The sequence below is a fragment of the Streptomyces sp. NPDC002018 genome (genome assembly GCF_042890865.1).
GTDB lineage: Bacteria > Actinomycetota > Actinomycetes > Streptomycetales > Streptomycetaceae > Streptomyces.
Genome location: NZ_JBIASO010000007.1, coordinates 108,824 through 120,672, shown reverse-complemented (window position 1 = coordinate 120,672; position 11,849 = coordinate 108,824). Strand labels below are relative to the sequence as shown.

Annotated in this window: 3 protein-coding genes; 2 read left to right on the top strand and 1 reads right to left on the bottom strand. The window is 70.5% G+C overall.

Annotated elements, in window-relative coordinates; genetic code table 11:
• Positions 1-39 precede the first annotated feature (39 nt).
• On the top strand, positions 40-1,173 hold the full coding sequence (locus tag ACFYYH_RS13575; RefSeq protein WP_388549877.1) for an epoxide hydrolase family protein: 1,134 nt from the start codon (positions 40-42) through the stop codon (positions 1,171-1,173).
• 201 nt (positions 1,174-1,374) lie between these two features.
• Entirely contained in the window at positions 1,375-3,159 is a 1,785-nt protein-coding gene (locus ACFYYH_RS13570) for an MOSC domain-containing protein (RefSeq protein WP_388549875.1), read from the top strand.
• A gap of 482 nt (positions 3,160-3,641) precedes the next feature.
• On the opposite strand, the gene ACFYYH_RS13565 is transcribed toward ACFYYH_RS13570, so the two are convergent.
• Positions 3,642-11,681 (bottom strand): SDR family NAD(P)-dependent oxidoreductase, encoded by an 8,040-nt coding sequence (locus ACFYYH_RS13565; RefSeq protein WP_388549872.1) that lies wholly within the window; start codon positions 11,679-11,681, stop codon positions 3,642-3,644.
• Between the last annotated feature and the right edge of the window lie 168 nt (positions 11,682-11,849).

Here is an 11,849-nt window from a genome sequence, read left to right as displayed (position 1 = left end):
CCGGGACCGGAACCCGTGAACGGCACCGAGGAGATCCCTGTGACCCCCCACACCCCCATGATCGCCGTCTCCGACGCCGAGCTGGACGAGCTGCGCTCACGACTGCTCCACACACGGTGGCCGACCCCCTGGCCCACCAGCGGATGGGATGCCGGCACCGACCCCGGCGAACTGCGGCGCCTCGTCGCCCACTGGGCCTCCGGCTACGACTGGCGTGCTCATGAAGCCGCCATCAACGCACTCCCGTCCCATGTCGCGGACATCGACGGAACACCCGTCCACTACCTCCGCTTCGAGGGCGAACATCCCGGCGCCCTGCCGATCGTCCTGACCAACGGGTGGCCCAGCACCTTCCTCGAACTGACCGTCCTCGCCCGTCGGCTGGCGACGCCGTCGCGGTACGGGGGCGACGCCGCCGACGCGTTCACCGTCATCGTCCCCTCGCTGCCCGGATTCGCCTTCTCACCGCAGCGGCCCTCGCTCACGGAGCCGCCGCAGACGCACGAGATCTGGCATCGGCTCATGCACGACGAACTCGGCTTCGAACGCTACGCCGCACACGGGAGCGACCTGGGCGCCGGTATCACCTCCCGGCTCGGCGAAGCCCACCCCGACGCCCTGGTGGGCATCCACCTGCTGGCCGTCGCGGGCCCGGTCTCCTACGACGCCTCCCGTGTCACCCCGCAGGAGCAGGAGTACCTCGATTCCGTCGTGGCGTGGTCCGCGGAAGAGGGCGGGTATCTGCAGGAACAGAGCACCCGCCCCGTCACCCTGAGTTATGGGCTGGCCGACTCGCCGACCGGGCTGCTCGCCTGGATCGTCGAGAAGTACCGTGCGTGGAGCGACTGCGAGGGCAACCTCTCTTCCCGGTTCAGCGACGACTTCCTGCTGACGCAGGCGTCGCTCTACTGGTTCACCCACACCCTCTCGACATCGTTCCGGCCCTACTACGAATACGGCCGGGGCCTGACGAGACGGGTTGAGCGGGTGAACGTGCCCACAGCCCTCGCCCTCTTCCCGGCCGACCTCACCCGGCCGCCCCGTAGCTGGGCCGAGCGCACCTACAACATCACGAGGTACACCCTCATGCCCCGCGGCGGACACTTCGCCGCTCACGAAGAGCCGGAACTCCTCGCACACGACCTCACCGAGTTCTTCCACGAGCACCGGTGAACGGCACCGAGCGGGTTGAGGACGCCGGCGCGCCGAGGACGCCGACGCGCCGAGGGGGCCTGGTGCGGAGGACGCCGGACCCATGGCATGGAGCGGCATCCCGTCGTTCAGGGCTTCGGGACAGGACTGCGGGTGCCGACTTCGCGCCGCGGCGGAAAGCTGGGGGATATGACCGGGAGCGGATGACGGACGAGGTGGATCATGGCCACGCTGGTATCGGTGAACGTGGGGTTGCCGGCGGACGTATCGTGGCACGGCCGCACGGTCCGTACCGGGGTGTGGAAGCGGCCCGTGACGGGTGCCCGTATGGTGCGGCGGCTGAATATCGACGGGGACGGCCAAGGCGACCTCGCCGGGCACGGTGGCGAGATGCGCGCGGTGCTGGTGTACCAGCTCGACTCGTACCGCTACTGGGCGCGGGAGCTGGGCCGCGACGACCTGCGGCCGGGGCACTTCGGTGAGAACTTCACCGTGGACGGCCTGTCCGACGACGAGGTCTGCGTCGGCGACCGCTACCGGATCGGCGGCGCGGTGTTCGAGGTCACCCAGCCGCGGGTGACCTGTTACCGGGTCGGCCTGCGGCTCGGGGAGCCTCGGATGGCGGCGCTGCTCGTGGCGCACCGGCGTCCCGGCTTCTACTTCCGGGTGATCGAGGAAGGCGAGGTACAGGCAGGTCAGGAGGTCGTCAAGGTCGCCTCCGGTCCGGAAGCGATGTCCGTACGGGAGATGGACGGCCTGCTCTATCTGCCGGGGCACAGCCGCGAGCGGGTCGAGCGGGCGCTGAAAATCCCCGCGCTCAGTCCGGGCTGGCAGGCGTCGATGCGTGCGCTGCTCGACCAGGAGGGCGACGGGAGCGGCTCCGCCCCGGCGAGCGGGAACGCGGGCCTGACCGGTGCCGCCGCTCCGCCACCCGCGTGGCAGGGTTTCCGGCCGCTGACCGTCACGGGCGTCCGGCTGGAGAGCAGCAGCGTGCTGTCCCTGACGCTGGCCGCCCCGGACGGGGCGCCGCTGCCGGCCGCGCTGCCGGGACAGTTCGTCACGGCGAAGCTCCGGCCCACTCCGGATGCGGCGCCACTCGTACGCAGCTACTCCCTGTCCGGTGAACCTGGGACGGGCGTCTACCGGATCAGCGTCAAGCGGGAGCCTCACGGCGTGGCGAGCGCGTATCTCCATGCTCATGCGGCCGTCGGCGGCGAACTCCAGGTGGCGGCGCCGCGTGGCACCTTCCGGCTGGTGGCGGGCGCGGGCCCGGTGGCGTTGATCTCCGTGGGTGTGGGGGCCACCCCGGTGCTCGCCATGCTGCATGCCTTGGCGCGGTCCGGTTCCGCCCGAGAGGTCTGGTGGCTGCACGGCGCGCGCAACGGTGCCGAGCACCCGTTCGCCGTGGAGAGCCGGGAACTGCTGGCGGCACTGCCGCGTGGCGTGTGCCGGATCTTCTACAGCCGGCCCGGCGAGGGCGACCGGCAGGGCGTCGACTACACCGACGAGGGCCGGTTCACCCCCGCGCGTGTCGCCGGTCTCGGGCTGCCTTCCGACACGGACGCGTATGTGTGCGGGCCTCAGGGATTCATGGACGACCTCACCGCCGCCCTGACCGAGGCGGGTCTGGATCCGTCGCGGGTGCACACCGAACTGTTCGGGGCGGGGGCGGGCATCACTCCCGGCATCAGCGCCCCGGCGGCTGCCCGGACCCCGCACCAGCCCGCGGGAGAACCGGGCGCCGGCCCCGAGGTGGTCTTCGCCCGCAGCGGCCTGACCGTGCGCTGGCAACCGGACCGGGCGAGCCTGCTGGAGCTGGCCGAGGCATGTGACGTGCCCGTCCGGTGGTCCTGCCGTACGGGCGTCTGCCACACCTGCGAGCTGGCCATGCTCTCCGGGGCGGTCGCCTACTCCCCGGATCCGGTGGAGCCGCCGGCCGAGGGCAACGTCCTGATCTGCTGCTCGGTGCCGGCGAAGGACACGGACGGCGTCGTCCTGGACCTGTGAGGTCGTCCCGGACCTTGTGGAAAGCCCCCGGGCCCCCGGGCCCCGGCCCCGGGCCCGCGCGCGTGCCGCCCCACCGCCCCGCCGTGATGCGGTGACGGGTGACGTGGTGTCGTGGTGACGGCGCGAGAGAAAACACCGACACCCTGCGGTGATTCTTTGTCCGTAAGAGGAAGAAGAGTGAGCGTACTGTCGGGATCGGGGCGTTCGCTGCCGTTGCCGCGCTTCTGACCATGACACCCGGTCTGGACACAGCACTCGTCCTGCGGGCCGCCGTGGTCCAGGGCCCCCGATGCGCCGCACCTCCTTATGGGGCTGGCGCCGACTCTCATACACAACGTCGAGGACGTGCTCTGGTTCAGTCTTCTGTTCTTCGGCGTGCGCCTTTCCGGGGATGGCTCTGCCACCCTGTCGCCCGAGTTGTAGCCCGTATCGATAACCATTGCAGATGTTGTGTGTTGGTGTGTTGGTGTGTTGGTGTGTTGTTAGGTGGTGGGTGGGGTGGTGGGTGGTTGGTTGATGTGGGTGGTGAGGGCGTGGGCGAGGGCGGTGAGGGTGGGGTGTTGGTAGATGTAGTTGGCGGGGAGGGTGATGTGGAGGTCGGTTTCGAGGCGGATGCGGAGTTCGGTGGTGAGGAGGGAGTCGAATCCGAGTTGTTTGAGGGGGGTTTGGGGGTCGAGGGTGGTGGTGGAGAGGCGGAGGGTGTGGTGGATGTGGTTGGTGAGGTAGTTTTCGAGGGTGGTGTGTTGGTCGGTGGGGGTGAGGTGGGTGAGGCGGGTTCGGAGGTCGGGTTCCGGGCTGCTGGTGGTGGTGTTGTAGGTGCTGGTTGTGCTGTCTGCGGTGCCGCTGCCGGTGCCGGTGCCGGTGCCGGTGCCGCCGGGGCTGGTGCCTGTGTCTGTGCTGGTGTCTGTGTTTGTGCTGGTGCTGTTCGCGCTGTTGGTGCCTGTACTGCGTGTGTTGCTGCTTGTGCTGTCTGTGGTGGGTGTGCTGTCTGTGGGTGTGGGTGTGGGTGTGGGTGTGTCTGTGGTGGGTGGGGTGGGTGGGGTGAGGGTGGTGTAGAGGGGGGTGGGGTGGGTGGTGGGGGGGATCCAGGTGTGGGGTGGTCCGGGGATGACGGCGGTTTGGGTGCGTTGGTGGGTGAGGAGGGTGTGGAGGGTGTGGAGTCCTTTGGTGGTGGGGATGGTGTGGTAGCCGCGGTCGGTGTAGTGGGTTGCGGTGCCTGTTTCGCCCCAGGGGCCCCAGTTGATGGTGAGGGTGGGGTGGCCTTGGTGGGTGCGCCAGTGGGCGAAGGCGTCGAGCCAGGAGTTGGCTGCGGCGTAGGTGGCTTGTCCGGGGTTGCCGAGGAGTGAGGTGATGGAGGAGTAGAGGAGGAACCAGTCGGGGTTGTGGTGGGTGGTGGCGTGGTGGAGGTTCCAGGCGCCGGTGACTTTGGGGGCCCATACGTGGTTGAGTTGTGGGTCGTTGATGTTGGTGAGGGTGGCGTCTTCGAGGGTCATGGCGCTGTGTGTGATGCCGCGTAGGGGTGTTCTGTTCTGGGTGGCGGTGGTGACGAGGCGTTGGGCGGTGGCGGGTTTGGTGATGTCGTCGAGGATGACGGTGATTTTTGTTTGTTTGGTGGCGAGTTTTTTGATGGCGCGTGCGGCGGTGAGGGTGGGGGGTGTGCGGCCGTTGAGGATGATGTGGCGGGCTCCTTGGGCGGCGAGCCAGTGTGCGGTGGCGAGGCCGAGTCCGCGGAGGCCGCCGGTGATGATGTAGGCGCCGTCGGTGTGGACGGTGGGGGGTCCGTCGGGGAGGACGGCGGTGGTTTTTCCTTGGTCGGGGAGGGTGAGGACGAGTTTTCCGGTGTGGCCGGCGCGGGCCATGAGGCGGAAGGCGTGGGTGGCTTGGGTGAGGGGGTAGGGGGTGGTGTGGAGTGGTTTGAGATGGTTTTGGGTGATGTGGGTGAGGACTTCGTGGAGGGCGGTGGTGAAGAGGTCGGGGCGGGTGTGCTGGAGTTCGATGAGGTCGATGGTGCTGAGGGTGATGTTGTGGCGGAGGGGGGCGAGTCCGAGGGGGGTGTCGGCGAGGATGTCGCGGACGCCGAGTTCGATGAAGCGGCCGAAGGGGCGGAGGGTTTGGAGTCCGGCGCGGATGGCGGGGCCGGCGAGGGAGTTGAGGACGACGTCGACGCCGGTGCCTTTGGTGGCGGTGAGGGTTTGCTGGGTGAAGTCGAGGGTGCGGGAGTCCATGACGTGTTTGATGCCGGCGGCGCGTAGGTGGCGTCGTTTTTCTTCGGTGCCGGCGGTGGCGAGGATGTCGGCGCCGAGGTGGCGGGCGACGGCGATGGCGGCGGTGCCGGTGGCGCCGGTGGCGGAGTGGATGAGGATGCGTTCGCCGGGGGTGAGGCGGGCGACGTGGTGGAGGGCGTACCAGGCGGTGAGGTAGGCGGTGGGCAGTCCGGCGGCGGTGGTGGGGTCGAGGTGGTTGGGGATGGGGGCGACGGCGGTGGCGGGGAGGGTGGTGAAGGAGGCGAAGGTGCCGCCTTGGAGGTGGATGGCGAGGACGGGGTCGCCGGGTTTGAGGTGGTCGACGCCGGGGCCGGTGCGGGTGATCACTCCGGCGCATTCGAAGCCGATGCGGTAGCGGATGTCGTCTTCGCCGGGCAGGAGGCCCATGGCGGTGAGGACGTCGCGGAAGTTGAGGCCGGCGGCCTGGATGCGTAGTTCGACTTCGCCGGGTCCTGGGGTGCGGCGTGGGGTTGTGGTCAGTTCGAGGCTGTCGAGGTTGCCGGGGTGTCGTGTGCGCAGGCGGAATCCGTCGGTTCCGTAGTGGACGGTGCGGGTGGTGGCGGCGTTGTGTTCGGCGGGGGTGAGGGGGGCGCGGACGAGGCGGGCGACGTGGCGGGTGGTGCCGCGCAGGGCGATTTCGTCTTCGTCGGTGTCGGCGAGGAGTTCTGCGGTGAGGTGGTGCGGGGGGTGGTCGCCGGTGTGGTCGGTGTCGATGAGGGTGGGGCGCATGGAGGGGTGTTCGAGGGCCAGGACGCGTACCACGCCGCGCAGGGCGCTCTGTCCGAGGTCCGTGGTCTCGCCGGGGGTGACGGCGCGGGCGTTGCGGGTGACGATGTACAGGCGTGGGGGGTGGGTGCTGTGGGCGATTGCCTGGGCGATGCCGAGGAGGCGCCGGGTCCGCCGCAGGGCGCCCGTGGTGAGATCGTCCTGGGCGACAGCGCCGCCGGCCCTGGAAGCGCTGCCGGTGGCGGGGGCGCCGCCGGCCCCGGTGCCGGTGCCGGTGCTGGGGGTGTGGCCGGTGGCGGGGTTGTCCTCGGCGCTGGGACCGCCGTCGGCGTGAGTGTCGCCGCCCGTCCCGGAAGCGCTGCCGGTGGTGTGGGTGCCGCCAGCCTCTGAAGCGCTGCCGCTGGTGGGGGTGCCGTCGGTCTTGGAAGCGTTGCCGCTGGTGGGGGTGTCGCCGGTCCCTGAAGGGCTGCTGGTGGTGTGGGTGTCGTCGGTCCGGGGGTCGTTCTCGGCGCCGTGATGGTCGCTGGTCCTGGGTCCGTCGTCGGCGCTGGGGTTGTCGCCGGTGCCTGGGCTGCTGCTGGCCTTGTGACTGCCGCTGGCCTTGTGACCGTTGCCGGTGCGGGGACGGTTACTGGAGCTGGGAGCCTTACTGGTAATGGGGTTGTCGCTGGTCGTGGGGCCGTCGCCGGTGCGGGGGCCGTCGTCGGTGCTGGGGGTGTGGCCGGTGGTGGGGTCGTTGTCGGTGCTGGGGTTGTGGCCGGTGCCTGGGCTGCTGCTGGCTTTGTGACCGTTGCCGGTCTTGTGACCGTTGCTGGTCCTGGGACGGTTTCTGGCGCTGACGTCGCTGGTGGTGGGGCTGTCGCTGGTGGTGGGATCGCCGCCGGTGCGGGGGCCGTCGCTGCTGGTGTTGGGGCCGTTGCCGCTGGTGGTGGGGTCGTTGCCGTTGGTGGTGGTGGGGTTGGTGGTGGGGCAGAGCATGATGATGGCGTGTGGGGGGTGGGGGGTGGTGGCGAGGTGTTCGGTGAGGGTGTTGTTGAGTTGTCCGAGGTGTTCGGTGGGTGGGGGGTTCCAGGTTTCGGTGTGGGCGCCGGTTTGGTCGAGGAGGGCGGCGAGTGTGGTGGCGTCGTTGTTTTCTTCGCTGATGATGAGCCAGTTGCCGGGCGGGGTGGTGCGGGGTGGGGGGTGGGGGGTGGGGTGCCAGGTGATTTCGTGGAACCACTGGTCGGTGGTGTCGTGGGTGGTGGGTGGGGTGTGGCGGGCGAAGCGTACGTCGTCGAGGGCGAGGACGGGTTTGCCGTTTTCGTCGAGGAGGCGGATGTGTCCGGTGGCGCTGTCGGGGGTGGTGGTGGTGATGCGTGCGTGGGCGTAGAGGGCGCTGGCGGGGTCGCCTTGGATGCGTGCGTGACCGATGTGGAGGGGGAGGATGAGTCCGTGGCCGGTTTCTTCGGCGGGTCCGGCGACCAGGAGTTGCAGGCAGAGGTCGACGAGGACGGGGTGGATGTGGAGGGTGTGGGGGGTTCGTGCGGGTGGGGGGATGGTGAGGCGGGCCCAGAAACTGTCGTGGGTGCGGGTGGTGCGTAGTTCGGTGATTCCGGCGAAGGCGGGGCCGTGTTGGAGTCCGCGGGCGCGGAGGTTTCCGTAGAGGGCGACGGGGTCGATGGGGAGGGGGTGTTTGCGGGTGAGGGCGGTGATGGAGGCGGCGCGGGTGCGGGGGGGTGTGGGGAGGCGGCGTAGTTGGGCGGTGGCGTGGGCCTGCCATTGTCCGTTGTTGTCGCGTCCGAAGATTTCGCAGGTGGCCCGGTCGGGGGCGGTCATGGTGAGGGTGGTGTTGAGGTCGGTGTGGTCGGCGAGGCGGAGCATTTCCTTCAGGGAGATGTCGGTGACTTCGATTTCGGTGGGGGTGGCGTCGAAGGCGTGGCAGGCGGTGGTCAGCGCGAGGGCGTAGGAGGCGGCGGCGGGCAGTACGGGTGTGTTGTGGACGCGGTGGTCGGCGAGCCAGGGCAGTGCGGTGGTGCCGGTGTCGGCGCGCCAGTGGTGGCGTACGGGGTTGCCGGGTACTTCGAGGTGCCGGCCGGGGAGTGCGGCTGTGGTGGTGTGTTCTTCCGGGGTGGGGGGCGGGGTGGTGTCGGCCCAGTGGTGTTTGCGGTCGTAGGTGATGGTGGGGACGTCGGCGAGGCTGTCGTGTGCGTACAGGGGTGACCAGTCGATGTCCACTCCGGCGCAGTGCAGGGCGGCGAGCTGGGTGCGGAAGGTGGTGGGCTCGTCCTCGTCACGGCGCAGGGTGGGCAGAACCACCGGCCCCCCCGGCCCCGCCGAACCTGTCGGTCCGCCCGGTCCCGCAGGTCGCGTCGAACCTGCCGGTCCCGCCGAACCTGCCGGTCCGTCCGGACGTGCCGTACCCGCAGGTCGCGTCGAACCTGTAGAGCCTGCCGGTCCGCCAGGTCCCGCCAGTCCTGCGGGCCCCGTCGAACCTGTAGAGCCTGTGGGGCCGCCGGGTCCCGCCGGTCCCGTCGAACCTGTAGAGCCTGTTGAGCCTGCCGGTTGACCCGGTCCCGCCGGTCCCGCCGCTCCTGCCAGTCCTGCCGGTCCCGTTGAACCTGTCGGTCCGCCAGGTCCTGCTGATTCCACCGGTCCGCGCGGTCCCGTCGAACCCGCCGGTCCGCCTGGACCCGCCGGTTCTGCCCGTCCCGTTGAACCCGTTGAACCCGTCGAACCCGATGGTCCTGCTGGTCCGCCCGGACGCGCCGTACCCGCTGGTCCTGCCGGTCCGCCCGTACTCGCCGTACTCGCCGTACTCGCCGGTCCCGTCGAACCAGTTGGTCCCGCCGGTCCGCCGGGTCCTGCCGGTCCGCCCGGACGCGCCGTACCTGTCGAGCCTGTCGGTCCGTCCGGTCGTGTCGAGCTTGCTGGTCCGTCCGGTCCGCCCTGACTTGTCGAGCCCGGCTTACCCGCCGTACCCGCCACCGGTCCTGCCGTGCCTGCTGCACCCGCCGGTCCCGCCAGTCCTGCCGGACGCGCCGTACCTGCCGGTCGTGCCGGTCCTGCTGGTTCTGTCGTGGTGGTGGGTGGGGTGAGGGTGTGGGTGAGGGCGTGGGTGATGACGGGGTGGGGGGAGATTTCGATGTAGACGAGGTTGCGGTCGGCGGCGGCTGCGGTGACGGCGGGGTGGAAGCGGACGGGGTTGCGGAGGTTGGCGCACCAGTAGGCGGCGTCGAAGGCTGGGGTTTCGCCGGGGTTTTCCAGGACGGTGGAGTAGAAGGGGATGTCGGGGGTGCGGGGTGTCAGGCCGGCGAGGGCGGTGTGGAGTTCGTCGAGCAGGGGGTCTACCTGGGGGCTGTGGGAGGCGACGTCGACGGCGATGGGCAGGGCGGGGATACCGCGGGCTTCCCAGGCGGTGATGAGGTGTGCGATTTCTGTGGTGTCGCCGGCGACGACGGTGGAGTGGGGGGCGGCCAGGACCGCTACGGAGACTGTTGTGGTGCCGGCGGTGGCGAGGTCGGCTTCCACGGTGGCCCGGTCCAGGCTCACGCTGGCCATGGCGCCGGTGCCGGCGATGCGGGTCAGGAGCGCGGAGCGGCGGCAGATGACGCGGACGCCGTCGTGGAGGGAGAGTGCTCCGGCCACGACGGCGGCGGCGGCTTCTCCCATGGAGTGGCCGATGACGCCGGCGGGCTGGACTCCGTGGGCGCGCCAGGTGGCGGCCAGGGCGATCTGCAGGGCGAACAGGACGGGCTGTACGGCGGCGCAGCCGGTGACCGGTTCGCCGGAGCGTACGAGGTCCAGGACGGGGAGTGCGGATTCGGCGCGGATGAGGGCGTCGGTTTCGGTCAGGGCGGTGGTGAAGGCGGCGTCGTGGTCCAGGAGTCCGCGTCCCATGCCGGGCCATTGGGAGCCTTGTCCGGAGAATACCCAGACGGGGCGGCGGGCGGCGGTGATGTCCGCTGCTGAGGCGGTGGTGGCCGGGTGGGTGCGGCCGGCGGCGAAGGAGCGCAGCGCGGTGAGGGTGTCGCGCCGTGAGCGGGTCACGACGGCGAGGCGTCCTCGTCCCGGGGTGCGGCGCAGGGCGAGGGTGTGGGCGATGTCGCGCAGGGGTACGTCCGCGCCGTCGTTTTCCATCCAGTGGGCCAGGCGTTGTGCGGCGTGGGGCAGTACGGCGGTGGATCCGGCGGGGACCAGGATGACTTCGGGTGCGGGGGGCGGGGTGCGCCGTGGCCGCGGCACGGTGGCGGCGGCGGTGGTGGTGGTGCGGCGGGTGGTCGCGGGGGGTTGTTCGAGGAGTACGTGGGCGTTGGTGCCGGCGAATCCGAAGGAGGAGACCGCGGCGAGTCTCGGTGTGTCCCGTACGGGCCAGCGGGTCAGTTCGGTGGGGACGAACAGGCGGGTGTTGTCGGGGGTGATGGCGGGGTTCCAGCGGGTGAAGTGGAGGTTGGGGGGGATGAGTCCGTGCTGGAGGCACAGGACGGTTTTGATCAGTCCGGTGATTCCGGCGGCGGGTTCGAGGTGGCCGAGGTTGGTTTTGAGTGAGCCGAGTGCGCACCGGCCGTGGCCTTTTCCGTAGACGTGGGCCAGGCTGGCGAATTCGATGGGGTCGCCGAGGGGGGTGCCCGTTCCGTGGGCCTCGATCATTCCCACGTCCCGGGGGTCGGCGCCGGCGCGCTGGAGTGTCTGGCGGAACAGGGCGCGCTGGGCGCTGGGGGAGGGGGCGGCCAGGCCGTCGGAGTGGCCGTCCTGGTTGACGGCGGAGCCGCGGACGACGGCGAGGATGCGGTCCGCGTCCCGTACGGCGTCGGCCATGCGTTTGAGGACGACGACGCCGCAGCCCTCGCCGCGGACGAAGCCGTCGGCGGCGGCGTCGAAGGTGTGGCAGCGGCCGGTCGGGGAGAGCATGCCCATTCTGGCGAAGGACAGGGTGGTGCGGGGCCGGAGCATGAGGGTGACACCGCCGGCGAGGGCGAGGTCGCATTCTTTCTGGAGCAGTGCCTGGCAGGCGAGGTGGAACGCGACGAGGGAGGACGAGCAGGCGGTGTCGAGGGCGATGCTGGGGCCGTGCAGTCCCAGCAGGTAGGAGATACGGCCGGGGGCGACGCAGTGGCCGTTGGTCAGGATGGAGCCTTCCAGTTCCTGGGGCCGGCCGGCGAGCTGGTCCATGTAGTCGTTGTAGCTGAGGCCGGTGAAGACTCCTGTCTGTGAGCCGGCCAGCCGGCCGGGGGGCAGTCCGGCGTGTTCCAGTGCTTCCCAGGCCACTTCCAGCAGCAGCCGGTGCTGGGGGTCCAGGACGTCCGCCTCGCGGCCGGAGACGCCGAAGAAGTCCGCGTCGAACTGTGACACGTCGCTGAGGTATCCGCCCAGCTCGGGCGGGGCGGGCCGGCCGGGGTGCGGGGCGCGGTCCCCGGGGGCGGGCGGGCTCTCGCGTCCCGGTGGGGGTGCTCCCACCGCGTCGCGTCCCTCCGCCAGCAGCCGCCACAGGGCTGCCGGGGAGTCGGCGTCGCCGGGAAGCCGGCAGCCCATGCCGATCACGGCCACTGATGCCATCGCTGTTCCGGAGGAATGCCTGTGTCGGCCCACGGGAGTTCTCCCTCTCGACGGAATACGGAATAGGGGCACGCATGGATGCGGTAGGAGCACGAAACGAGGAACACGGAGCACGGGACACGGGGTACGGGAGACGGGGTACGGGACGTGGAGCGGGAGACGGGGACG